Origin of the sequence: uncultured Exiguobacterium sp., from assembly GCF_964277885.1 — a bacterium.
Classification (GTDB): Bacteria; Bacillota; Bacilli; order Exiguobacteriales; family Exiguobacteriaceae; genus Exiguobacterium_A.
Window position 1 is genome coordinate 1,563,667 of sequence record NZ_CAXYJR010000005.1, and the last position, 24,014, is coordinate 1,587,680.

General features: G+C 47.2%; 30 protein-coding genes and 1 other RNA gene. 11 read left to right on the plus strand and 20 right to left on the minus strand.

What is annotated here, in order from left to right:
* The first annotated feature begins 2 nt into the window (after positions 1 to 2).
* Positions 3 to 464: a hypothetical protein gene (locus ACHWTJ_RS10065; RefSeq protein ID WP_294741990.1), complete on the plus strand. Its 462-nt coding sequence runs from the start codon at positions 3 to 5 to the stop codon at positions 462 to 464.
* A gap of 81 nt (positions 465 to 545) precedes the next feature.
* Here the strand turns inward: ACHWTJ_RS10065 and ACHWTJ_RS10070 are convergent, their stop codons facing one another.
* The 7 genes from ACHWTJ_RS10070 to ACHWTJ_RS10100 all read right to left on the minus strand — a co-directional run bounded on the left by ACHWTJ_RS10070 (position 546) and on the right by ACHWTJ_RS10100 (position 3,904).
* Positions 546 to 1,082, minus strand: coding sequence for a GNAT family N-acetyltransferase (locus ACHWTJ_RS10070; protein WP_394679630.1), 537 nt, complete (start codon positions 1,080 to 1,082; stop codon positions 546 to 548).
* A 44-nt stretch (positions 1,083 to 1,126) separates the two neighbouring features.
* Positions 1,127 to 1,603 carry a glutathione peroxidase gene (locus ACHWTJ_RS10075; protein ID WP_294750230.1) on the minus strand — a complete coding sequence of 159 codons (477 nt, stop codon included), beginning with the start codon at positions 1,601 to 1,603 and terminating at the stop codon, positions 1,127 to 1,129.
* Between the two features lie 166 nt (positions 1,604 to 1,769).
* A complete protein-coding gene (locus ACHWTJ_RS10080) occupies positions 1,770 to 1,895 on the minus strand; it encodes a hypothetical protein (RefSeq protein ID WP_394679631.1) in 126 nt (41 codons plus the stop codon).
* 20 nt (positions 1,896 to 1,915) lie between these two features.
* The gene (locus ACHWTJ_RS10085) at positions 1,916 to 2,416 is read right to left on the minus strand and encodes a GNAT family N-acetyltransferase (protein WP_394679632.1); all 501 of its coding nucleotides are present in this window, start codon (positions 2,414 to 2,416) and stop codon (positions 1,916 to 1,918) included.
* A 25-nt stretch (positions 2,417 to 2,441) separates the two neighbouring features.
* Entirely contained in the window at positions 2,442 to 2,732 is a 291-nt protein-coding gene (locus ACHWTJ_RS10090) for a hypothetical protein (protein WP_394679633.1), read from the minus strand.
* A gap of 134 nt (positions 2,733 to 2,866) precedes the next feature.
* Positions 2,867 to 3,235, minus strand: coding sequence for a hypothetical protein (locus ACHWTJ_RS10095; RefSeq protein WP_394679634.1), 369 nt, complete (start codon positions 3,233 to 3,235; stop codon positions 2,867 to 2,869).
* A 225-nt stretch (positions 3,236 to 3,460) separates the two neighbouring features.
* Positions 3,461 to 3,904, minus strand: a complete 444-nt coding sequence (locus tag ACHWTJ_RS10100) for an SRPBCC domain-containing protein (protein WP_394679635.1) — start codon at positions 3,902 to 3,904, stop codon at positions 3,461 to 3,463.
* A 554-nt stretch (positions 3,905 to 4,458) separates the two neighbouring features.
* Between ACHWTJ_RS10100 and ACHWTJ_RS10105 the strand changes: the two genes are divergently transcribed.
* The 4 genes from ACHWTJ_RS10105 (at position 4,459) to ACHWTJ_RS10120 (ending at position 6,649) form a co-directional block, all read left to right on the plus strand.
* A complete protein-coding gene (locus ACHWTJ_RS10105; protein ID WP_394679636.1) occupies positions 4,459 to 5,721 on the plus strand; it encodes a hypothetical protein in 1,263 nt (420 codons plus the stop codon).
* A gap of 42 nt (positions 5,722 to 5,763) precedes the next feature.
* On the plus strand, positions 5,764 to 5,988 hold the full coding sequence (locus tag ACHWTJ_RS10110) for a hypothetical protein (RefSeq protein WP_394679637.1): 225 nt from the start codon (positions 5,764 to 5,766) through the stop codon (positions 5,986 to 5,988).
* Positions 5,989 to 6,142: 154 nt separating this feature from the next.
* A complete protein-coding gene (locus ACHWTJ_RS10115; RefSeq protein ID WP_394679638.1) occupies positions 6,143 to 6,367 on the plus strand; it encodes a hypothetical protein in 225 nt (74 codons plus the stop codon).
* 39 nt (positions 6,368 to 6,406) lie between these two features.
* Positions 6,407 to 6,649, plus strand: a complete 243-nt coding sequence (locus tag ACHWTJ_RS10120) for a tyrosine-type recombinase/integrase (RefSeq protein ID WP_394679841.1) — start codon at positions 6,407 to 6,409, stop codon at positions 6,647 to 6,649.
* A gap of 36 nt (positions 6,650 to 6,685) precedes the next feature.
* On the opposite strand, the gene ACHWTJ_RS10125 is transcribed toward ACHWTJ_RS10120, so the two are convergent.
* Positions 6,686 to 7,831 carry a class I SAM-dependent RNA methyltransferase gene (locus tag ACHWTJ_RS10125; protein ID WP_394679639.1) on the minus strand — a complete coding sequence of 382 codons (1,146 nt, stop codon included), beginning with the start codon at positions 7,829 to 7,831 and terminating at the stop codon, positions 6,686 to 6,688.
* A gap of 111 nt (positions 7,832 to 7,942) precedes the next feature.
* An RNA gene (gene rnpB / locus ACHWTJ_RS10130) (RNase P RNA component class B) lies at positions 7,943 to 8,316 on the minus strand.
* A gap of 134 nt (positions 8,317 to 8,450) precedes the next feature.
* On the opposite strand from rnpB, the gene ACHWTJ_RS10135 reads away from it, so the two are divergent.
* Positions 8,451 to 8,894 carry a hypothetical protein gene (locus ACHWTJ_RS10135; protein ID WP_029341396.1) on the plus strand — a complete coding sequence of 148 codons (444 nt, stop codon included), beginning with the start codon at positions 8,451 to 8,453 and terminating at the stop codon, positions 8,892 to 8,894.
* A 47-nt stretch (positions 8,895 to 8,941) separates the two neighbouring features.
* Here the strand turns inward: ACHWTJ_RS10135 and ACHWTJ_RS10140 are convergent, their stop codons facing one another.
* The 4 genes from ACHWTJ_RS10140 to ACHWTJ_RS10155 all read right to left on the minus strand — a co-directional run bounded on the left by ACHWTJ_RS10140 (position 8,942) and on the right by ACHWTJ_RS10155 (position 12,565).
* Positions 8,942 to 10,285: a S8 family peptidase gene (locus tag ACHWTJ_RS10140; protein WP_394679640.1), complete on the minus strand. Its 1,344-nt coding sequence runs from the start codon at positions 10,283 to 10,285 to the stop codon at positions 8,942 to 8,944.
* A 49-nt stretch (positions 10,286 to 10,334) separates the two neighbouring features.
* Positions 10,335 to 10,748 carry a hypothetical protein gene (locus ACHWTJ_RS10145; RefSeq protein ID WP_294742141.1) on the minus strand — a complete coding sequence of 138 codons (414 nt, stop codon included), beginning with the start codon at positions 10,746 to 10,748 and terminating at the stop codon, positions 10,335 to 10,337.
* Between the two features lie 59 nt (positions 10,749 to 10,807).
* Positions 10,808 to 11,500, minus strand: a complete 693-nt coding sequence (locus ACHWTJ_RS10150; protein WP_294742143.1) for a hypothetical protein — start codon at positions 11,498 to 11,500, stop codon at positions 10,808 to 10,810.
* A gap of 69 nt (positions 11,501 to 11,569) precedes the next feature.
* On the minus strand, positions 11,570 to 12,565 hold the full coding sequence (locus tag ACHWTJ_RS10155) for a potassium channel family protein (RefSeq protein WP_394679641.1): 996 nt from the start codon (positions 12,563 to 12,565) through the stop codon (positions 11,570 to 11,572).
* Positions 12,566 to 12,633: 68 nt separating this feature from the next.
* Between ACHWTJ_RS10155 and ACHWTJ_RS10160 the strand changes: the two genes are divergently transcribed.
* From ACHWTJ_RS10160 to ACHWTJ_RS10170, 3 genes are all read left to right on the plus strand, one after another.
* Entirely contained in the window at positions 12,634 to 12,861 is a 228-nt protein-coding gene (locus tag ACHWTJ_RS10160) for a DUF1659 domain-containing protein (protein WP_294746990.1), read from the plus strand.
* Positions 12,862 to 12,897: 36 nt separating this feature from the next.
* Positions 12,898 to 13,104 (plus strand): DUF2922 family protein, encoded by a 207-nt coding sequence (locus ACHWTJ_RS10165; protein ID WP_029341392.1) that lies wholly within the window; start codon positions 12,898 to 12,900, stop codon positions 13,102 to 13,104.
* Positions 13,105 to 13,193: 89 nt separating this feature from the next.
* Positions 13,194 to 14,087, plus strand: coding sequence for a hypothetical protein (locus tag ACHWTJ_RS10170; RefSeq protein WP_294742152.1), 894 nt, complete (start codon positions 13,194 to 13,196; stop codon positions 14,085 to 14,087).
* A gap of 100 nt (positions 14,088 to 14,187) precedes the next feature.
* Here the strand turns inward: ACHWTJ_RS10170 and ACHWTJ_RS10175 are convergent, their stop codons facing one another.
* From ACHWTJ_RS10175 to ACHWTJ_RS10195, 5 genes are all read right to left on the minus strand, one after another.
* Positions 14,188 to 15,258 carry a hypothetical protein gene (locus ACHWTJ_RS10175; protein ID WP_394679642.1) on the minus strand — a complete coding sequence of 357 codons (1,071 nt, stop codon included), beginning with the start codon at positions 15,256 to 15,258 and terminating at the stop codon, positions 14,188 to 14,190.
* A gap of 12 nt (positions 15,259 to 15,270) precedes the next feature.
* Complete coding sequence (locus ACHWTJ_RS10180; protein WP_294746997.1) at positions 15,271 to 16,089, minus strand: hypothetical protein; 819 nt, start codon at positions 16,087 to 16,089, stop codon at positions 15,271 to 15,273.
* On the minus strand, positions 16,086 to 16,766 hold the full coding sequence (locus tag ACHWTJ_RS10185) for an ABC transporter ATP-binding protein (RefSeq protein ID WP_294747000.1): 681 nt from the start codon (positions 16,764 to 16,766) through the stop codon (positions 16,086 to 16,088). The genes ACHWTJ_RS10180 and ACHWTJ_RS10185 overlap by 4 nt, the downstream gene beginning before the upstream one ends.
* 445 nt (positions 16,767 to 17,211) lie before the next feature.
* On the minus strand, positions 17,212 to 17,634 hold the full coding sequence (locus ACHWTJ_RS10190) for a hypothetical protein (RefSeq protein ID WP_055967405.1): 423 nt from the start codon (positions 17,632 to 17,634) through the stop codon (positions 17,212 to 17,214).
* Positions 17,635 to 17,781: 147 nt separating this feature from the next.
* Positions 17,782 to 18,456 carry a CPBP family intramembrane glutamic endopeptidase gene (locus ACHWTJ_RS10195; RefSeq protein ID WP_294747003.1) on the minus strand — a complete coding sequence of 225 codons (675 nt, stop codon included), beginning with the start codon at positions 18,454 to 18,456 and terminating at the stop codon, positions 17,782 to 17,784.
* A 107-nt stretch (positions 18,457 to 18,563) separates the two neighbouring features.
* On the opposite strand from ACHWTJ_RS10195, the gene ACHWTJ_RS10200 reads away from it, so the two are divergent.
* Both ACHWTJ_RS10200 and ACHWTJ_RS10205 read left to right on the plus strand, forming a co-directional pair.
* Complete coding sequence (locus ACHWTJ_RS10200; protein ID WP_294742161.1) at positions 18,564 to 19,247, plus strand: lytic transglycosylase domain-containing protein; 684 nt, start codon at positions 18,564 to 18,566, stop codon at positions 19,245 to 19,247.
* A 15-nt stretch (positions 19,248 to 19,262) separates the two neighbouring features.
* Positions 19,263 to 19,844: a DUF1643 domain-containing protein gene (locus ACHWTJ_RS10205; RefSeq protein WP_035397944.1), complete on the plus strand. Its 582-nt coding sequence runs from the start codon at positions 19,263 to 19,265 to the stop codon at positions 19,842 to 19,844.
* Between the two features lie 112 nt (positions 19,845 to 19,956).
* On the opposite strand, the gene ACHWTJ_RS10210 is transcribed toward ACHWTJ_RS10205, so the two are convergent.
* On the minus strand, positions 19,957 to 22,332 hold the full coding sequence (locus ACHWTJ_RS10210; RefSeq protein WP_394679643.1) for a TIM-barrel domain-containing protein: 2,376 nt from the start codon (positions 22,330 to 22,332) through the stop codon (positions 19,957 to 19,959).
* Between the two features lie 153 nt (positions 22,333 to 22,485).
* Positions 22,486 to 24,009, minus strand: a complete 1,524-nt coding sequence (locus ACHWTJ_RS10215) for a cardiolipin synthase (protein WP_294742166.1) — start codon at positions 24,007 to 24,009, stop codon at positions 22,486 to 22,488.
* Between the last annotated feature and the right edge of the window lie 5 nt (positions 24,010 to 24,014).

Genomic DNA, 24,014 nt, shown 5'->3' on the forward strand with positions numbered 1-24,014 from the left:
TCATGCAAGAAATCACGCTTGAGAAACTACAATTTCGCGAAGATTATCACATCGGACTCAATCAGTTCTTGATCGATGTCGCAAATGGAAACCGATTGATCTTTCATTTTCGTGGGCATACGGAGGAGACGATGGTCATCGTCGGCGACTACAGCTGTAATTACTTCCGATTGACCTTCGAGGCGGATGCGATTTTGCTTCGTTCACCGGACCTCTATGAACTAACAGAAGAGGTCGAGATCAATCCGATTCCACTCCTGACGCTGACCGATTCAAAACTACTGACGTTTGCACGTAATTCGATGAATCTCGATCCTGCACAAGACTGGGTCCATTACTGGCTCCGGGCGTTCGAGCAGGATTTTCATGTCTTGTCGCCCCGTCCACCGGTTCTGACCGATCTCGGACATAAACGCAGCGATGCAATCGTCACGTATTCCTTTGATTCGCTCATCGTTGAATAACCTGAACCATTTTCATAGAAAAGATCCACGAAACGGACAGTCGTTTCGTGGATCTTTTCTATGAACATTTATAGGAGCAGATTATGGATGGTCAATCGTATATTCCATCATCCAGCACGTATCTTCATTGATTTTTTTTACTTTCTGAAACCCGCATTTTTCATAGGCTTTAATTGCTCTAAGATTTGATACGTCAGGATCTAAAATAATTCTATTTACTTCCTTATCTCGAGCGATATCTTCAACGAATAACTTTATCATTTTCGTTCCAATACCTTTATTAAAAAGTTCAGGATAACCAATAAACTGGTCAATTCCAATTATGATAAAATTCGCAGGATATCCAAATACCTCTTTTTGTTCGTCCGTTATCAAATAACGTTGCATGAATCCAATAGGTTCATCCTCTAACTCTACGATGTAGGGAACGATAGGTATGTCTCCATTTACTCTCGGTTCGTATTTATCTATCACTTGTCGTAACGTAAATGGTGCGTTCATATCTCCATAGAACTCTAACACTTCTTTTGTACTTAACCATTGAGACATGATTTCATAATCAGTATGTTGCATTTTTCTGATTGAGACAGAATTGCTTTTCATATGTACCTCTCGCATTCATTCGTAACCGCCCAACGACTCGCGCCGGACGGTTACTTGGATTATAGATATAAGGATAAGGTTTTTTCAACTGACTGGACGGAATCGATCGGACTGAAACGTTGTACAACACGTCCTTGGCGATCGATTAAAAACTTCGTGTAATTCCATTTAATCTTCGACGACAGTAGACCGGAGCGTTCTCGCTTTAGGAATGTATAAAGCGGATGCTCATTTGGTCCATTGACGTCGATCTTCTGAAACATCGGAAACGTCACACCATAGTTCAGCTGACAGAACTGCATCGTCTCTTCCTGACTCGCGAATTCCTGCTGATTGAATTGATCGCACGGAAAGCCAAGCACCGTGACTCCTTGTTCGTCATATTTATCGTACAATGCTTGTAGTTCGCCAAGTTGTTTGACGAGCCCACATTTGCTTGCTGTGTTGACGATCACGAGGACACGCCCCGCATAGTCACCTAATGAAACAGTCTCGCCCGCTGCGTTTTGTACGTTTGCATCATATACGGTTTGCATGATTCCCAGCCCCTTTGCCCTGAGTATAAAACAAAGCACGTATCCTGTCGTTTACAGGCATGCGCGTAATGCTTTACCAAATCGCTTCTTCTTTATCGCTCAGTTTGATGACGAACGGTAGAATCAAGACAAATAACAGACTGATATAACCGAGCGATAAGTAATGTTACGAGTCTTTCGAAATGTATTGTTTCACGCCGCAGTTCGGACACGCTTTCCCATGTTTCGCAAATCCGACAGCAAGCACTTCTTTCGTTTTGAACGTATACTGGCAATTCGTACAACGTACCATCAGATCATCCCCCTTCTCCCTTATCTACTGGTGGACTCAGGAAAAAGTTTCATCGAGTGGACAGGTTGTAAACGCATCTTTAAAAATTCATAGCTTCCACCGTTCGTCGCTTGTTGGAACCGTTCGACTGGAAGGAAGCCACTTTTCGTATACAAGCGAATCGCCCGCTCGTTGAATGTCGCGACAGCTAATTCGATTTGTTTAGGTGCATACCGATCTATTAAGAACGCAAGACCGGCTTCTAAAAATGCCACTCCATTTCCTCGTCCCGTCAAGTCTGGTCGCATGCCAAGCCCGACGTCAACGACGTCTGCTTTTGGTTCGAATACATAGTACTCAATCAATTCTTCCCCATCCAACACAGCAAAATAATGTTCCGTTCGCTTTGCTGGATCGAGAAATTCTACTAAATCTTCCTCGTCATTCGGCATATCGTAAAACGCAAACGGTCCATCATACTGCCACTCGTAGGCGATCTGTTCCGCCTGTCGTTGAGTCAGCAGTGAAAAGGTATAGCTCATCACGATTCAGCTCCTATTCAATTCGTCAACGCGTTCGACTTTTTCGGTGATCGAGCAAAAGTGGCAATACATTTAAACCGATTGAGATGAACGTCAACACCCACAGTGCCCGTTCCATGCCTGGTACGACGTCTTGTAACGCTACCCAGTCCTCCCGTGCCACGAATTCCGCGACGAGTCGGTATTCCGCGCACAGCGTCAGTGCGGTAAAACTCAGTCCAAACAACATCAGGAAACGATAGTCCTTACCGATTAAATAAAAGATGATATTCAAAGCCGTAAATCCAATCGCCATTAAACCCAGTATGATCCACATCTTTCATTTCCTCCAAAGATAATTCGTTGTGTAATACCGTTCGTTTTGAACGCTTTTCAAGATTATGTATGCCTCATGCTACTTCACTCATACATCTTTGATATCATTCATTTACTTTAATAAGACGCGTGTATTCAAGTACGTGGTGAGCGGTATTTATAAATACTCCAGATGCTGAAAACACTTAAAGTCGTTCCAATGAACGAAAATAATGTTGTTGTCATCCCATTTGGAATCATGAAGCCAATTGGCATCAATCCGATAAATGTTAGAACAATAAAGGATTGATAGACCACGTTGATGATATTTAAAAGTGAATGATTAAAAAACGATAAAATGAGTGGTGGTAAGAATAACACGATGGTCATGATTACCGAAATACGAAAGGCTACGGGCTCTTCTGTTGAAATGACATGATCTCCTACCGCATTTTTTGATGCGATGAATAATAATGCTACTGCGGAGCACATTGTTAAAAATACAAGCAATACTTTTCTAATCATAATTCGACCTCCTTTTTCCCAATCATATCACCACCTTTAAATAAAATGTATATATTATACTCTAAATTACATCATTTAACAATTATATAAAATAATATATTTTATTCAGATGAGAGCATATAGTTTCATTACACCATTTCTAAACACCAAAAAAATCCACCCCTCAATTCTGACTGATCAAAGAATGGATTTAACAAGGCACTGTGCCATTTTTTAATTGAGTATTCATGGATTCAACTGATCAACGAGAAGATAGTTTCCTGCCTCGACATAGTTCGTGAAGCGATCCAGGATACTTTGCCACGATGCGCGTTGCGCTTCCGGGTCATTCACATGATCGTCTTCAAAAATTTCAATCACTTTCGTTCGATGGCGCAACGGAATGAACATGACTTCGACAAGTCGTCCATCCTCTAATTGATAGCGCAGATGCTCCAAGGGCGAAACTTCCTGATACGTACCTAAATATTCGACGAACGTTGGACTGCCCTCACGTTGCATTCGACTTTTAAAATATCCCTGTTCCGTCAATTCATTCTCGACATGTGTCGTATACCAGCCATTCGACGATCGATACCATTGCATCATATGTTGCGGTTCTGTCCATAGACGCCATACGGTCTCAATCGGAGCTGAAATCGTTGACGATATCATTAAAAAATTATCCAACATGTTCCCTCCACTTCAAAGTCTTTTTTAAAGAATTTAATCTCATTAGATTTTTTCTAAAGATAACTTTCGATAGACTAGTCTAATATCCCTACTTATTTATCGAAATAGTTTTAAAGAACTAAGAGAACAGGTCAGATGAATTGTTTATTCAGGAACTTTATACCTTATTCATAGTAAAACCAGCAATTTTAAAAACATAAAAAAACTGCTCAATTGAGCGGTTTTTACTACGAGTCATATTTCGGGTTCATTGTGTAGTGATAGTGCAATGATGGTGTTGTAGATATCGAGAATAGCTTACTGTTGCGGTCTTCTTTCGACGGAGACAATAATACTGATAACAATGGAATTAACACAATAAAACTATTACATTTCTTCTTATCTTTGGTAGAGATCGTTCGAAACTAATGATCAGACTTTATCGAATGATATTTACTATATCCCATAAAATGACGTCATATCGGAAACCACTTTAGTATAGAATAATTGTTAATACTTATAGCATTTATGGAACTTATCGGAATTTAAGAATGAATAAAGGAGGATATTTTATGGACGAAGAGTATTCGCACGAGGAACGACAAGAACGTAAACGCAAAGAGCGCGCGCGGTTGAATCAGCGACGCATGAACGGTATTTTGCTCGCGGTTGTTTTCCTTATCTTCGGTATTGCCATTTTTAATATGGATGATAATCAGACCGTGGAAGATCCGAAGAGCAATAAAGAAGTATCAGCAGAAGATAAGAAAGAGAGGAAGAAACCGGAAGTCACAATAGACCTCGAACATGCCACGCCGAAGACGATTGGTGGCGAACTAAAAAAATATAGTAAAGATATCACTGGTGCGAAAGTGAAAGACAAGACGTTAATCGTCCAGTATAAAGACTCTGCGTTTTGGAGCGAAAACACAATGGTCGAAAGTTATGCCCTCGACTCAATCTGCTTGTTAGAAGATCTTTACAAAAACAAGAACTTCGATTTGTTCGCTTTCGAATGGTCTACGGTCATGACGGACGACAATGGGAACGAAGAACTTAAACCTGTATTGAAATCTTATTACACCCGCCAAACACTTGATCAGATGAATCTTGATAATTTTTCAGATATAGTCTTAGTCGATCGCGAACGTTTCTTCCAGAAGGCGGATGGTTATTGGATTCACCTTGGCGTTTTCCAAGGTCTCAAAAAAAGTTTGGGTGACAAGATCAATTCACCAATCAACTTTAAAAACGCGGATGATTCCCGATATGATATGCACCTAGGTGCTACGAATGATGTCGTTAAGAAATCAGAATCCGTAGAGAAGGAAGAACCAATTGTCGCAGAACCCGTGACGGAAGAAAGGAATACTGACGCACAGACAGAAGTCGTCTATGATACAGATACGATTTTACCTAGTATATACAACGTTTCGCAAATGAATGATCAACTTGCTTTCAAAATTGATGAGTTGAACAAAATGGTCAGAACAAGCGGTGATAAAGTAACTGCCCCTATCTCTTCGCAACTGTTCTCGCTTAAAGAAATGATTGATCCAATCAATAGAGAACTCACGAAGCTTCAGAATACGAATGCACCTGACGACGTGACGGCTACGACACAGCAACTGGCCGCAAATCAAGATGAGATAAACCGGATCTATGAACGCTTGCAGCTCCAATTCCAAAGCATAGACCAGCAAGATTATTCCGATGCTGCTCAACTCTCACGAGAGATCAAACAGAATTTTAATGAAATGAAACGTCTCACTCAAACAGATATCTCCGCCTACACTACATTTATAATGAAGTATGCGGATGAAGAAGCATCATGAACGTAGTACACTGTAGGCACTCAGGTGCCTTCTCTTACAGACATGAATAGAACATATGTACGCAAGAGGAGGAAGTTACAACATGAAAATCTACAAACAACCGAACGGAAGCAGGAAGTCGAATTTTGGGTCACGGATCAATTGCGTCAACGACGGGACGGTTCCATCCGGAAGGTCATCAACACACGACGCGTCGAAGACATGCTTAAAGTATGGCTTAAGGATCACGTCCGACTGAGCAAGGCAGAGACGATCTATCATTCGTAAGAGAACATCGTCAAGGGAATCCCTGACTGGTTCAAGAAGATGCAATCGAAGGAAGTGACGGCTGATCGTCGAATAGGACAAAAAAGGACTGAAGGCATCGACGATCAATTCCCGTCGCGCAATCATGGTCGGTCTGTTCACATGGACGAAACGAATGGGCTTCACGAAACATACCTCAAGTCCCTTCTCGGAAGTGGCGAAGTTGAAGGAAGGTGTCAAGGACATGGCGACTCTTTCAGCGCAACAGCTATCCGAGTACCTGACGACAGCTCGGGCGGTCATTCTTTGCGTAGACGAAGGGAAAGAAGGTCCGTGTCATCACGATCTCGAATGTCGCCATCGAAGAATTGAAGCGAATCCTCTGGGAACAGAAGTATGATCAAGTCCGGCTTGGTTGGCGAAACGATGAAGACCCAATCTGCACGGATTACGTCACACTCACGCGACGTTACTGCTTGAAGTGGGAACGCATGCGAAGGTCATTCAGGAGCGACTCGATCACGCGGATGCCAAGACGACGATGGATACGTATGCCCATGTAACTCATACATTACAGGAAAATACTGTCAATCAATTCACGGCATTATTGGACAACAAAAAAAACCGCTCAACCGAGCGGCTCGTGAAATTTTGGCGAAAAAAATTAAAAAGTGGGAACTGAGTGTGAAATGACGACCTCTCACCCTCTGAAAACGGCTTAAGACTGCGGTCTTTTCCGACGCAAACCATAATACTGATAAAACTGAACTTCAATATTCCCGTTATAGAGCTTCCGGCGTTTCGTTGCTGGACGACCATACGCTTTTTCGAACTCAACATACGACGTGATCATATAGACACTGTAGTATGGGAATTCTTTATACGCTGTTCCAATCTTGCGATACAGCTGATGCACTTCACGTGCGTCCTCAAGACGCTCCCCGTACGGCGGGTTCCCGATGATGACACCGAAGTCTTCCTTTGGTTTGAAGTCTGCAGCGTCGCGTTGCATGACGTTGATCGCATCGCGGACGTCTGCAAGTTCTGCGTTTGTTTTCGCGAGCTTAACCATTTCTGGATCGACATCGCTTGCGTAGATCTTCAGTGGTTTGTCCCACTCCGCTTTTTCGTTCGCTTCGTTGATCGCATCAAACCATGCCTTCTTCGGAATACATTTCCATTCCTGTGAGACGAACTCCCGGTTGATCCCTGGTGCGATATTACGCCCGATCATCGCTGCTTCGATCGCTAGTGTACCTGAACCAGTGAAGACGTCGTAGAGCGGCATGTCCGGCTTCCAGTTCGTCAGCATCAGCATCGCTGCTGCCATCGTCTCTTTGAGTGGGGCTGCTGAGTGGAACTCACGGTAGCCGCGTTTGTGTAACGCGTCGCCTGACGTATCGATCGTTAATGTCGCGATATCTTTTAACAAAGCGACTTCAATCGGATAGCTCGCACCAGTTTTCGGTAACCATTCTGTCCCTTTGTTGTACTGTTCTTGCATGTGCGAGACGATTGCTTTCTCGGTGATCTTCTGACAGTCACGGATTGAGAAGAGCTTCGATTTGACCGAACGACCATTGACGATGAAGTTCGCATCCCACGGCATCAATTCGTGCCATGGCAGTGCCTTGACTTGATCGAACAATTTTTCGAATGTCGTCGCGCGGAACTCAGCAACGACGAGTTTGATCCGGTCCGCTGTCCGAAGCCACATGTTCAAACGGGGAATGTCCTCCATCTCACAATCGATGTAGACCTTTCCGTCCTCGATCGTACACTCGTATCCTAACGCACGGACTTCTTTTGCGACGAGCGCTTCGATTCCCATCGCCGCTGTCGCGATGACTAAGCGTTTTGCCATATCGCGTTCACTCCTTTATTGTTTCTTCCACTGGATCGTTTCATTGCAATAAAAAAAGAGCCCAGGGTGGACCTGGACTCTCGTTCAACTTAAAAATAACAGCCTATGTGGTCCTGTAAGCCATGTTCTGTTCCTTAGTGTTCCAAACGGTTTGACCCTCACACGCAGGCGACAATCATCTATCTCCGTATTTGCATACGCTCTCCTTCGCGTTCAGTTCCGCTCCGGAAATTCCCCTACCAAATTTGGGTTTCTCGCTCGTGGGGTTTACCTCGTTCCACCCTCATGGTTTCCCATGAAGCTCCGTCACTGTGGCACCTTCAAGAAGTTTCGGCCGTATCCGAAGACTTAGGCGTTCCTTCTGCCGTCAGCTTGACGCTGCCTACACTTATCTTTTTGTGTAGCACGATCACTACAGCCATCGCAGGCTGTGCGAGCATGGACTTTCCTCAAAGCACCGAAATGCCCCGCGATTGTCCGAACCAACATAGTCACTGCTTATGAGTTTAGCGTAGATGCCGCTTTACTGCAAGAGGCAATTCTCGTTTTATAAACGAAAAAGTTGCGTCCCTGCCTCATTTCACGGTATAGTACAAGAGTTCAGAAGGGGGCATGCAGCATGAAAAAACGACGCTCTGGTACGAACCGGCGAACGGTTCGCAAGTTGACATTCCTGATCGAGATCGATGAGATCAAGGCACTTCATCTGCGAAACGGCATCTTCGCCTTCTATCGTCAAGGAGAGCTCATCCACGCGTTCGAGCCGTTCAACGTCAAGGCGCCCGATGCACTCTCAAAACGTAGCTATCATTTCGATCAACACGATATCTTGCTTATGAATGAACGGTTCCCTGAGCAAATCCCGTTGTATGATGAGGCAATGACGTTACGCTCTTGGGCCGACCAGGTCGCTTATGGTTTATATCAATTGATCGATTCCAGTCGCCTGTCGTTCGTCCATGAGGATGACACAGGATACAAGATGGAAGCGATGATCACGTGGACTGGAGAGGCATTGACACCTCCGACGCCCGTCTATAAAAAAGGAAAAGACCCGAAGTAATCCCCGGGTCTCGTACAGCGTTTCTCACTCAGTGGGAGGCGCTTTTTTTATTTGACGGTCAGCAAGCGTTCGACGGTTCGCGTATGGCGTCCACCGCTCGTCTTGAAAACGAGTTTATACGACCCTTTTTGTTTCAATTGATACGTGAACTTATGCGTTCCGTTTTTTAATTTCGACTGGGTGAACGTTTTAATGACTTTTCCATCTTTATAAAGACGAGTCGTCGTTATAGCATTCGAATATTCGTCAAAGTAAAACGCGAATAGTTGATTCGGTTTGACTGTTGAAGGTAGCGATACTTTGGAAATTGGCGCAGGAAGTGTCGCTAACATTCCGGCATTCAAGCGACCGACTCCGTAATGTGAACTTGTATCTCCTGCTTTTTTGGTTGCAGCAGCATACAGTTTACTGCGCATCGCTTCATTCGAGACGAATGGATTTTTCGATTTCGCGAGCGCCAGTACTCCACTTACGACCGGTGTCGCCATCGATGTTCCGTCTAAGTAACCATACTTATTCCCAACGATCGTTGAATAAATACCTTCACCCGGTGCCATGATGTTAAGTCCTTTGCCGTAATTCGAGAACGTCGACGCTCGACCGAGTGTGCCAACAGCCCCGACGGCGACGACTTGACTCATCGAACCTGGAAAGAGGACTTTATTACGTCCATCATTCCCCGCTGCTCCAACGACGAGGATGTTCTTCGCTTCCGCTTTCTTGATGGCAGCTTCCATATACGGGTCAAATTCATATTGCCCGAGTGATAGGTTGATGATATCTGCTCCTTGTGCTATCGCGTAAAGAATACCGTCACCGATATCAATCGACGCAGCAAAGTCACCATCGAATACGTCGGCTCCGATCAATTTAACACCGGATGCGACACCAACAATCCCTTTCCCGTCTTCCCGTGCCCCGACGATCCCAGCGACATGCGTTCCGTGATCATCCGGTTTACGGATGCCCGAGATCGTCGTCGTTTTATAAATGACGTCCTTAAACTCCCGGTGTTTCGTATCAATCGCATCATCGATGATCGCGACTCGGATATCTGATTTCCCGCGGCTGTACTTCCAGTAGGTCGGTATCCGTGACTGATCGAGATACGTTTGTTGGAATTGGGCGGAATCCGTCGCTTTCTTGACGTCCGTGATCGGAATCAAGTCCGCATCGATATCCTCTTCCTTAAGGTGCGCAAGCGGCTCGACGAGGGAGAATCCTTTTTGTTTAAGTGGACGGATTTCGGTCAGTCCTTCCTTCGCGAACCAGTTTTGCTTTTGCTGTTCCGTAAAGGTTGGATCATATTGTACATATTGAGACTGCGCAAAGGCAGACGTTGGCATGGCGACGACTGCCGCTAGCGTGAGTAGTGCAAGTTGTTTTTTCATGGGTACCCTGCCCTTCTCTGTTTACGTGCCGATCGAAGAATCGTTTGGACTAAAGCGGAACCGTTCCGTCCGGTTCTTCGCTGACTTCAAAAGGAATGATCTTTCCGATCGTCACGTAAGCATAATAGCGCGCAAGGACTGCACGCCAACGCGTCGCATCGATGCCCGTCAAATCTTCACCTAACGGGGAACCGTCGAACGTCTCGAACTGTTGACAAAAGAAGGCTTCTTCTTCTTCGCTCCATGTCACCTCTTCACCGATGAACCCAGTCGAAAAGCGGACGAAGTCCGCGATCGAAGGTCCAATCACTTCAGCCGGTAAACGTTCGCTCATCCGTCCGACCAGTTCATACCGGTCACGTTGTGCTTGTTCCGCTTCTTCGATGGAATGACACAGTAGCACTTCACGATTTATTTCTACTAACACGACATAGTCACCACTCGGTAAATTGACGTGAATCATCCCTACACCCCTCGGATTGGATTCGTGCGGCTTCTAGGTGTCATTTTTTCTTCGATAATTTATAATGTCCATTTTCGATCAAATGTTAATTCAATCGGCTCGTTCTCTTTCGACTTTAACATAACGACCCGTGTCGTTTCAATTTGATCGAGGAGATCAGGTTGTCGCAGCGATTGAATTTCTTTCGACGAACCCGCTTCAATCCGGTCTCGAAATGATTTAAGCAACTCTTGTTGATTGCTCGCGAGTGCATACCAGGCAAGCCGGGCGAACGGTTCATCCTTCGCGGTCTCGAGCGCGTAACTCTCAAAGATATCTGGAAGATAACTGCTAAATTGATCGAGCGCGTCGATTCGTTCCGCGACGTCTAAGATCGTTAACCAGCTCGGGAGCGACAGCAACGATTCACTTGACCACCAGTCGAGTAAATCAACATGTTCTTTAAGTAATTGCTGTGCTTCTGGTCGATCGATCATATGTTGTAGAGTCTGGATGAGTTCGTTCCAAGCAAGTGACCAGTATTCCTCTGACGGATTCGCGGAGAGGAAGAATTGACGGTAGACCGTCAGTAGTTCCGAAACATCCGTTAATGGTTCGACTTCCAGTCGTTGATTGAAGCGGCTAACTGCTTTTGTAAAATAACTTGGTTCGAGCGTTAATGCCATATAGAGTAATTTCGGCGCATTTTTAATTTCGCCTTGATCGACCGTCTCGAATAATTCTTGAATCCATTCTGGTTGTGGTTGTGTCATAATCCTTTTCCTCCGTCTAGTAAATTTGTTTACTATACCCGAAAAAAGATTAATTAAATCCTTTCTTCCCTAAATCGCTCCAATTCGATTCGCCGTTTCTTCCGAGCAGAGGACAATCAACGTCCCGTTTTTCGAAATCACTTCATCAAGCCGTCGATTCAAATCAAGTCGTTTCCCGTCCGATAAAATCGTCACTCCTTCTTCTAACAAGGCATGATACGCATCACGGTACGTCCCCCACTCCGGTCGAGTTGGAATTGAGAACATGCCCTCACCGTCCTTCGTCAATAGATCCGTCACGACCTTCGTCACGCCAGGATGATGAGACGCGAGGATCGCCATTCGGGCAATCGTTTCGTCACCAAGCAACACCTCATCGACCTTGACCTGTTCGAAGCTATCAAGGTGTTCTTCAAGCATCATCTCGACGATCGTATAGATGTTCGGGTTCGCACGTTCAATGCTTGAGGCAATCAACAACGTCCGTCCGTCAGCATGGACTGGTGGAATCGAATGGTCCGCGAGGACGATCGCACGGACCGCCTTTTCGATGTGTGCTCGCTCGAGCGTCGACGTCAGTGCCGGATCACCACAGACGTAATGGAACCGAGGGTGACTGAACGGCTCTTTCTCCAAGTCGTCGACGAGGACGACATCCGTATGTTCGAGCAATGACTCGATGACGTGCTTCGAACGCCGACTGTAACCAAAGACGACCGTATGCCCTGTTTCCTTCACTTGTAACAACCCTCTTTCCTTTTGATTACGAATCAATTGTACGCCGTCAACGAGCTTAGAGATCAGCCCCCCGACGATCCCGATTCCAAAGATGAAGACGAAAATCGTCAGTATCCGACCGGTATCCGAGTTCGGAAAGAAGTCCCCGTATCCGACCGTGACGACGGTCGTCATCGTCCAGTAGACAGCGCGGAAGTAGGACCCGAACGTCTCCGGCTCAAGCGCATACATGATGCCTGCGACACCGAAGACGAAGATCAAGGACGCATACCCGAGCGTTCGCATCCGTAGAAACGAGACTTTTCGTAAAAAACGTAACCAGACCATGTTTTTTTCATTCCTTTCGAACAATCCGGTCTCTTCCCCTGTCAATAAGGGCGAAGGAGGTGATACACATGACACAAGCAGAAGAGATCAAGACGAGTCTCGTCATCGTCTTCGAGCGTAAGGACAAGGTGACAGCGAACGGTGATGCCGTCGTCGCTCGCCGCCGCTACAACGGCTTACGTTCGAATCTTCCAGCAGACGTCGTCGCTTCGATCGGGCAATCGATCGGCAGCTTAATCGACGGACGTTACGCGCTGACGGAAATCAGCCGGGACTACGCTTTACTGAAGGCATAACCCATCCTCTACATTTCATGAAAGGAGTGACCATTGATGGAACATACGATCGTCCTAACGTTCGATACGGTGACGAAAAAACCGTATCGTTTACGGATCGCTGGTGCGAAGGAAAATGCGACCGTGGCTGAAATTAAAGCAATCGGCGACTTGTTCGTCGCCCATGACCCGTTCATGAACGGTGTCACACGCCTCGCGTCCGCCGAATTGCAAAACAGTTCGGAATCGGCATTCGTCTTGTAAGCTTTTTCAGTCCATCGTCACGGGATTACGTGACGATGGCTTTTTTTTGGTATACTAGAAACATCAACCAGCTGAAAGGAAGTCAATTTATGGCCAAACGCCCACTCACTCCTCGCGAATGCGAACTCGTCGTCTGTAGTCTCTACGTAATGGAACTCATCCCGTTCGAAGGCATCATGGAACGTCTCGAATCCATTACGCTCCGAGACATCATCGGCCCCGTCGCACGTGGTGAATCGACGCGGGAGCAAGCTGCTGACGCGCTTGACCAGTACATCAAGGTCCGACGTCGCCGGTTCCGCAACGTCCCACCGGAACATCTGTGGTCGCTTGACGACCGGATTGAGCAAGAAGCATTGCGGATGATCCGCAAGCGTTCGCCGCTCTCGGCAGGAGAAAAGCTTCAGCCGAAAGCCATTCCTCATGAAATGGGGGATACGGTCGAGATGAAAGTGACCGAAATCCAAGATCGCAACAACAAAGTGACCTTGATCGGAAAAGTCGGTAACGTCACGGCGAAGCTTCCGGTCGCGAACCGTCAAGCCTATAAAGGCAATAAGACGATCTCCGCCTGGATCACGGGTGTCGAGAAAAAACCTGCCTTACTTCATCTGTCGACATCCGACTACGGTAAACATCAGCCGTCGGAAGACGTCAAGGCAGCGTATGCGACTGCCGTCGCCGCGTTACGTCGCTATTTCGAGACGAATGAGCTCCCGAAGACCGAAGAAGTCGATCTCGCGAAATCACTGTTCCAACGGATGATCCGTCGCGATCAGAACGATTGGTTCACGGTATACGTCGCAATGGGACGTCCGCAACTCGATCACGTCCGGCGCTGGGTCAAGGTCATTCAGATGCTCGCCCGCTCCCTGCGCGGAGACGAGGAAGCGACACAACAGCTCGCTTCGCAGGAAGATCGTTTCTTCAAGGATGCCTTATTGCGTGCCTGTAAAGCGGCAGAGAAACACTTCACGTCTTGATGCTTTCGCCTTAACACGTATCGATTCCTAGTCAAAACGAAAAAAAGAACGCTTCGCACCGGACAACTTTTCCGGTGTGAAGCGTTTTTGTATTCGTTGATCATTGAACTGAAAAATCGTAGATATTCGTTCCTTTTTTGCGATTCGCATCCTTGATTTCTCCCTGATATATCAATTGCTCATTCTTCAAATCAATCACGGACACTTGGAAGCCAGCGTTCGTCTCCGATGAGAGATAAAGCTGCATCTCGTCCGTCGAATCCAACCAATCAATCTTTTTCAAAACAAGCGGACTACTTACGCTATGCTCGGATAATCGTTTCGTTTCCAAGTCGAACGTCGACCATTCGATGCGTTTTGTCTCTCCTTCTGGCAGACGGAGTCCAATCAGATAACGACCATTTGCATAAGGCGTATAACCGATTTGTTGCTGATCTAACTCCTTGATGGACCGAACGCTTTTCCCATCATCAAGGAAATAAGAATGTTTCGTGTTCTCTTCATCGCTATCAGATGGTTGTTCCGTATAGACGATCTCATTTTGATGAATTGCTAAAAATTGACGCGCGTTTTTAGGCGCTACTGGTTTTTGAAGAACGATTTCTTCGACTCGGTCTCCTGATAAATCGAGCACAAGGAGTTTTGTTTCCATCGGACGATCAACGCGATCGAGTTGGATATAAACCTTCATCGCCTGCTTATCGACGACACTTGCTTGTAAGTCCCTGCCTGTCTCAAGTTTTGTATCATATTGAAATGTTTTCTCAAACGTTTCCTCTGTTTTGAACGTAAACATCTTAAATTGCAGTTTATTGTGTTTAATCTGAATCGCATACTCCGATTGTTCATCTCCGCTGACATTCGTTTCCATTTGTGTCGCAAATTTATAATATCTGTCTGGTAAGTCCGTTATTTTATCTTCACGGAAAAGTTGTCCAACGTAAGAATTTGACTGTTTTTCGATGTCCCCCTCGGCGTTGATATCATAAATCGTCGAACGCATACCTTTCGTTTGTAAACGTAAATTAAAATTTTCAATTTGCGAAGGTTTTCCACTGACGGTCTCAAGCGACAGGTCCGCCCCTTGGATCGACAGCGTATAGCCGATGTAGCTTCCAATTGTCACGAGAATGATTAATCCATAGATCATAAGTTGACGATATCGTTTCATGAGATTTCTCCTTTAGACGGATAGGCGCGTCTGAACTAACCGCAGATTTTTGTACGACACATATAACGTCAAGAGCACAACGTATCCAAAATAAAATTGCGTATGCAATTGACTCAGACTGCTCGAAATAGCTGACAATGCTACACCTAAAATGATATAACCACCAATCAGCGCAATCCCGTGTAATCCGACGATCAAAAACGCTTTCCCCTTTCGGAATGACCGCTCTAGTAATACTGTCATGAAGACGAACGAGATGACGATGAATGTCATTAGTAAGATGAATAAAATATCAGTTGGGTACATCGTGTAGAACAGCTTCATGTAGAAGGAGTATTCGTTGATGCTGGCTGTGACTTGTTGAGCATCTGGTAACAACCATAAGTAGAGAGTGCGACTAAGCAACAACAAGACCCACTGAATCCCAATCAGACTAGCGACGACAAGTAAGAGTGTCGCCATTTTCGATGCAAAAATCGCCCGGCGTGATCCCGGAAGCAATAGTAGCCGGTAGATGTACTTCGTCTCGCCCATCCAGTCGCGGTACCAAATCCAGAACGCGAACAGGACAATCATCCCCATCGCTAATACAATGATTGAATCGTAAAAATTCGTTGCTTGCGCGAAGGTCAACGCACCACCTGCTCGTGCAATCGCATCCATTTCTGATATCTGCTCAATCCGCATCGTTTTCTCGATCGTGCTTTGATAATCGTAAATCTGATAGAGCAGTGACGCGATTTCCGCAACGATCAACCCTGAAATCAACAATACCAATAGTTTTGTACTTCGTTTCAGTTCTTCATTCGTTAATAATAACCAGCGTTTCATCCTTGATATACCTCCCGCATCCGGTCTTGGACCGATTGATGATGACGGCCGCGTAACTCATCCGTCTCTTTGATCTCAACGATCTTCCCGTCCCGTAAGAACAATACTCGGTCAATCACTTGCTCGACCTCGGCGATTTCGTGAGTCGTCATCAGGATGCTCCGCCCTTCCATGAACTCACTTGAGAAAATCCAGGCAATCTGTTCCTTCATGAAGAGATCGATTCCCGCGAGCGGCTCGTCGAGTAATATGTACGGGCGATCGAGGGCGAATCCTAAGACGAGATTGAACTTCGCTTTGTTCCCTTTTGATAAATTCGCCATCTTATCCGTCGTAAACAGTTGGAACGTCTGCAGTAGCCGCTCCGCTGTCTCAGGATTCCAGTCTGGATAGTGATCCGCCATATACGCGAGCGCTTGTCCGATCGTCATGTAGCTCGGCATCGTCTGAAGATCAGGCACGAATGCGATTTGGTCGCGTGATGTTTTACCATCGACTGTCACCGTCCCGGCATCCACCGGAATCAGACCGAGAATTGCTTTTAAGATCGTTGACTTTCCTTCCCCGTTCAAGCCGATCAGACATGTCACTTCGTTTAGACCGACGGAGAACGTCACGTCACGTAAGACGTGTTTTTTTCGTCCGTATCGCTTCTGTAACCCTTTCACTTCAAGCACTAGACTTTCCCTCCTTGATTATCACCATTGTATTAAGACAATAGTACATCTGTTAACTGTATGGTACACGCCATACAGTCTAGCGTCAACCTGTTTTTTTCCTGGTATCATCCAGAAAATGAAAAAAAGAGCCGGACATCAATGTCTGACTCTTAGATTGTTTCAACTTCGTTTTTTGCTTTTAATTTACGAAAGAAGAGAGAGACGTTTTGCTCACTCGAAATCGCCTCCTAGGGAAAAACAAGCAGGAGCGACCCTGTAACGAAGTGAAACGGTGGGATGCGTATCCCAGGAAAACGATGCGATATGAACAAAAAAAGTGCACTCTTTCTCGTTAAAAGAAAAACTGCACTTTATTTTCACGACGTCTGATTCTTTCGATTCGTTGATCAAAAAAAGAGAGGACGCCCTGATGGACGTCCCCTCTGAACACGTGACTGGTACTTCAATAAATATCAATCGTCGACTCCAGTGCCCGGCATGTCCGACGCACGGTTGGTAAGAAGTCGGTCCGTTTTGCGACACCGCCTTCAATCTGGACATGCTGAATGCCTTTCGTCCGCTGCATCGCTGTTAAGACGGTGACCAGTTCGATGAACCAATTCGAGATCAGTTCGACGACTTGTTCGTCAAAAGCGGCAGCGCCATACACATCATACCCGTTCTCGCAGAGATGGTTCGGGAAGCGGGCTTTGAACCGATGAATCAAAGTGTCCGTCGTCGGAATCAAAAATTCGTCGTAGATGACACGTTGTTCGGCATCAAGCGTTTGTTCTGTCACACCATCCATCATCAAATGTGGCTGATTGCCGATATTCAATGTCCAACTCGTCTTCTTTCGCTCGCCAGTGGAAGTGATCGTTCGCATGGTTTCATCCATCTCCTTTTGATGTGTAAGCGTTTACCTTCTCATTCTACCTGTCATTTGACCTATTCTGCAACCGTCAATCTGACCAATTTAAACGATGACTTCGCTTGACATTCAGTCTATCAAACTCAACGTCTTTTGACGATGTCAGGAATTAACATCGTCCTTGTAGACATAGACGGCAACGAGATCAATCAAAACATGGATGATGATCAGCGGCCAGAGTGTCTCAAGTGCTAGGTATAAGTAACCAAATCCCGCCCCGATCAGCCCCGTCACGAGGATCGCGAACCACCCTTGATAACGATGGGCGAAACCGAACAGGATGGCACCGATCCAGACAAAGCTGACGTCTGAAAACGGTAAAAATAATCCGAGCGCATGAAAGAGAAATCCGCGATAAATCAACTCTTCCGTCACTCCTGCCATCAGCGCGACCATTTGGAACCCCGTTCGTTCCTCTTTCGTTCGCGGTAAAATCAGTCGTTCTGCTTCACTTTGATAAAGCGGCAACAAACGTTTGCGAAACGCTGGAACGGTCGCTGTCAAAAGTAAGACGATGCAGAGAAAGGCGATCATTCCGATCGTCGCGTACCAGACCGGACCCCTTGGAACAAAAAACGTCAAGCCGATTTCCGGCAACCGGGTGCCGCTAATCAGCGTTCCACCGACAAGCAACAGACATAAGATGCCGCTCGACTGAACCATCGAGGGGTAGAATTCCTTACGAGGAACGATCGTCAAATCGACCGGTCGGACCGCTGCTATGATCGAAAGAATGACGAGCAATCCGAGTAAAAATCCATTTACGAAGAGATACATGACTTCGACTCCTTTTTTGATTCCACACTCCCGTCACAGAAAGTGCTATTAGACCCTACTAAAATATGATACCATTCAGTGGAATCCTATATAGAGGAGAGAACAACATGCGAAAAGTTTTTCGAATCAGCATCTTGTTCGTACTGTTCGCCCTCATCGTCAGTAGCTTCATCTACTGGCAAAATCGGGAACGTGTTCAAAATGAAATGTATCGTACGTATTATGGACAGCATGGCGTACCTGCCGAGAACATCGACATCTACGAACAAGCCGCGGCACGTTACGGCATCGACTGGAAGCTGCTCGCCTCCATTCATCGCGTCGAGACGATCTTTTCGAACTCGTCAGCGATGCAATCGTCCGTTGGCGCCATCGGCCCGTTCCAATTCATGCCGAAAACATGGGTCGGTTGGGGATACAAAGGCGGCACGTCGCTCGGTGACATCGAGCATGACGGCATCGACGTCACGGATCCTGAAGCCATCAAAAAATATGGTGGTCTCGGAGTCGACGCGGACGGCGACGGCAAAGCTGACCCAACGAGTCTCGTCGATAGCGCCTACACGGCAGCGAAATACCTGAAACAACACGATGTCACAACGACATCGGACCGAGACACGCTCGCGACAGCACTGTTTGAATACAATCGCAGTGAACAATATGTTTCTGACGTGCTCGCCCAATATGATCGTTACCAGCAACACGTCGAGGCGATCGATGCGAACGACCTCGACCTCAAGAAGAAGACACTCGCGTTCTTCCTTCGCATCAGCTCACGTTTGACCAATTAAAAGGAGGCACCACCCATGACACCAGCCGATTCTTCCGAACTCTTGATTGAGGAATCGTCGATCCGCGTCCAGACGACGTTTGATCGAGACAAGACGAAACGCTATTTACGCAGCTACATCTTTGACGACATCGCAGAAGGTACGCACGTCGCCGCTTTAATCTATACACCACGGACGACGGACGCCTTTCTCTCTGGAACGACGACACAACGTGCGTACAATTTGATGAAGAAGTATGTCAGTGATCCTGTTAAACAATACGACATCATCAGTTTGATGCCAGACCTGCTCGTCAGCGAGGATCTACCTTTCGCGCAAGCGAGCTTCGATGAGACGAACTATGAGTTCGTCGCGAAGACACTTGCTGAAGTCAAAGCGAAAAATGGCGTCGTCCTCTGTGGCTGGGGATCGCCTGGTCGCCTGATGCACCACCTGCCGGCTTATGAGGATCTATTCAATGAATATGCAGACATCCTCTATTGCTCCGGCATCACGAACAAAGGCGAACCGAACCATCTGCGCTTGACGATGGACGATAGCCCAATGATCACGTACAACGACATGAAACAAAAAGCGAAAAAATTGCGTCGTAAATGACACAATAGACCCTTCCATAACGGAAAGGGTTTTTTTATATTAAAAAGCCGGTATCTACCATCCTATCGAATGGTGAATACCGGCGCCAGCTCCTTCATGTTCCTTCTAGCACTTAAGACAACATCAACTCAAGCAAACAGTCGACGAGATCCTTCTCGAGTTCGAGTGCTTGCAACTGGTGCATCATGTTGACCGGGTCGAGCTTTTGTGACAGCAGACGGTAGAGACGATCCTTCAGGTCATAGCTGATTTCCGCTTGATCGAGGAATACATACAACCGGTCCATCTTGTTCTCGTTCGTCGAGATCTCGACTTGGAGCGACAACGTGATCGTATCCGTCACTTCGCCAAGTTCGACACGAAGTGACTGTGTCGCATGATCATAGACACCGGTCAGACTCTCCCCGTCGCGCTGAACGTATCCTTCACGAACTCCCCGTAAGATCAACGTAATCGACCGATTTTCCGGTAGTAAATCACGATGTCCGGTTGGTGCCGCGATCGTCAGCTCACGCGCTCCCCAGTCGAGCGCAAACGTCGTTTCAACGTTGACACCATCGCGGTGCGCAACACCTGTGCTGTCGTCTTCGAACAAGGTAAACCGATTCGATGCTCCCGGAAAGACGACGACTTCGAGATCCTCTGGATTATGCAGGGCATTCGACTGTTCGAGATGACGACCAAGTGGAACGATCGCACCGGCTTTTGCCAGTACGCCTTGATCTTCGAGGTAACGGAACAGACGGATCTGTTTGCCGCCACGGTACCGGTGACCATTGAAGAAATCAAACCATTCGCCTTCCGGCAACCAAGCGGTCGTTGCCGTCATATGCAGTTTCCGGTGCATCGGTGTGACCATCGGCGCGACGATCAGTTCTGTTCCGAAGTAGAACTGGTTCGGGACGTTATATGCTTGATCATCTTCCGGATGCTCATAATACACCGGTGAGACGAGTGGCAAGCCGTCAAAATGATTACGGGCATTCATCGTGTAGATGTACGGCACGAGCTGGTGCCTTAGTTGCAGGTATTTCTTCATGACGTTCGCCGCATCGGTCGAATAACGCCATGGTTCTTTCCCGTTGAAAATGCTCATCGTACTATGCAGGCGCATGATCGGACTGAAGACGCCATACTGGAGCCAACGTGTCGATAATTCATCATCCTTTTCTCCGCGCTGGTGACCTCCGATATCATGGCTCCACCATCCGTAACCGATGTTCGACGCTGTCGCCGTGAAATACGGCTGGAACTGGAGCGATGCCCACGAGATGATCGTATCGCCTGAGAAACCGACCGGATAACGATGACTTCCGGGTCCCGCGTACCTTGAGAAAATTAACGGTCGATTGCCGTCGCGAGCGATATCGAGTGCGTGATAATGATTGAGCATCCAAAGTGGATCAAGCCCCTTCATCTTTGAGTTCGCACCCTGTTGCCAGTCAATCCACCAAAAGTCGACGCCATCCGCCTCGTGCGGATGATGCAGCTTCGTGAAGTAGTTCTCGATGAACGTCCGGTCCGAGAAATCAAACGGGATTCGGACATCCGATTCCGGATCGATGCCCATCGCGACTGCCATCGCCTCGTAGGCTTCCTCAAACCCACGCACACCGTCCGCCGGGTGCAAGTTGAGCGTGACCATCCGGTCGTCGTCCTTCAACCACTGTAAGAAACCGCGTGGATCCGGAAATAGATCACGGTTCCACGTGTATCCCGTCCAACCACTTCCATAGCGTTCCGGGATATCGGTGATATGCCAGTCCATATCGATGACGCTGACCGAAAACGGAATATCTTCCGTCTTGAAACGCGTCATCAAATCCTTATACTCCTTCTCACTATAACGCCAGTAGCGACTCCACCAGTTGCCGAGTACCTGACGTGGTAACATCGGCGTCGGTCCTGTCAGGTGGTAGAAGTCACGCAGTGCCTGTTTGTAGTCGTGACCGTATCCGAAATAATAGATATCATGCGTTCCGGAGCGTCGCGGTTCGACGAAGTGGTCTTCCGTCAGGACGAACGCGTTCGAGTCGTCGATTGCCGCGTAACCTTGCCGTGAAAGAATCCCTTCCTCGAGTGGGATGACGCCGTCCGCATGGTCAAGCGTCCGTGCCGTTCCTTTTAACGTCCGGAGCGGTCCGCCGAACGTATAGCGGCTGTAGTAGGTACTGAAGTTCCCTAAGACATCGATATAGAGTGTGTTCGCAGCGAACGGTCCCTTCGTATAATGCAGATGGACGTGCTCGGTGATGATTTGCAATTCTTCCTCGTTTTCGACGATGCGGTAAGCAGGTACCGGAAAATCACGATTGAAGACCGTTTGGGTCGGTCGATCCTCGAACTGCCCATCCGCCGCGTACTCGAGTCGGATCATCCGACTCGTCAAGACCGTGAAACGGTAGACATCTCCTTGGATGATGGCGTCTGGTCGTGCTTGTGGTTTCATGTCGCGCGTGTAGAAATGGGATTCATCAATTGTTCGCATACGGGTTCGGGACTTGCGCCCCTTTCACTTCCTTCCAGGCTAAGTAGTGTGCAACCGATTACACATTTAGTGTATAAGAGTTCATGTTCCCACTTCAAGAAAGAATCAATCAAAAAAACGTCCCGCACCTGAAAATCGATGCGAAACGTTGCGTCATAATAAAGGTGAAATCAAGCGCGAGAGCGACTCAAAAATGCGGAAGCGAAGCGGACGTTTGACGTAATCGTTTGATGATAACTGAATTGAGACATCGAAATCAGCGATGAAGTCACGCTCGAGCTGTTCCGCACTTTCCGTGTCGTACAGGAACGCCATCAGTTCATAGTTGAGGACAAAACTGCGAATATCCATGTTGGCCGTTCCGACGGCACCAATCTTCCCGTCGACGAGAAACAGTTTCGCATGGATGAAGTGACGGTTATACGTATAAATCTTGACGCCGTCCTTCAAGAGTGGTCCGAAGTAAGACCGGGTCCCGTAATAAGACGTAAAGCTGTCGCCTTTACCCGGCGTCAAGATACGGACGTCGAGTCCAGCACGTGCTGCAAGTCGTAGTAATGTCATCGTCTCATTGTCCGGAATCAAGTACGGTGTCGCAATCCAGATCGAACGTTGTGCCGAGATGATTGCTGCAATCAAGGCATTGCGAATCGCGGGATCCTTCGACGTCGGTCCGCTCGTGACGATCTGAATCGCTCCGTCGGACGCTACGTCATGTTTCGGGAAGTACTGATGAATGGACTCATCCCCCGCAAACGTCTCCCATGTGTCGTCCGATTCAATTTGGGCATAGATCCAGTCGTCGAGGAACGTCGCTTGTAATTCCTTGACGGCCCGTCCTTCGAGTCGTAGATGCGTATCACGCCAAAACCCAAACTTCTTACTCTTGCTGTCGTACTCATCCCCGACGTTCAATCCACCAGTGAAGCCGACCTTACCATCAACGACAACGATTTTCCGGTGATTGCGGAAATTCGCCGTGAAGATGAACAAGGGACTCGAAATCGGATCATAGGCTGCGATATGCGCTCCCGCGTCGCGTAGCGGACGCAGGAAGTTCTCACCGAGCATATAACTTCCAAGTCCGTCATACATGAACCGCACCGTCACACCGGCTTCGAGTCGCTCAATCAATGCTTCCCGGATTGCCTTACCTGTCTCATCGTTACGATAGATGTAGTACTGGATATGGACGTGATGCTGCGCTTGACGAATCGCCTCCAAAATCGCCGGGAACGTCTCTTCGCCGTTCGTCAAAATGTCACTTGCTGTATGAACGTCCACCCCGCCGCCACCGAAGTTACGAATCGTGTTCGCGAGCTTCAAGTGATTCGGTGGCAACTCACTGACAGCAAGCGACCGAACTGGTCGAATCGCTTGCTTGAGCAATTTCCGTTCGTCATGCGAACGACGATTCCGGCGGCGACGCCGTGGATTCCGACCGAACATCAACCAGATGATGACTCCGAGAATCGGTAAGAAAATCAGAACGAGGAACCAAGCGATTGTTGATTCCGCAGTCCGATTCTCGATGAAGATGATCATGATGACGGCGAGCGGCACGACCGTCGCTGAAATCGTTAAGACATAAAATAAATAGCCGAGTTGATATAGTCCCCAAATGATACCGCCGGCGACTAAAAATACAAGTGCGAATTGTAAAATCCGGTTGCGCACAGATT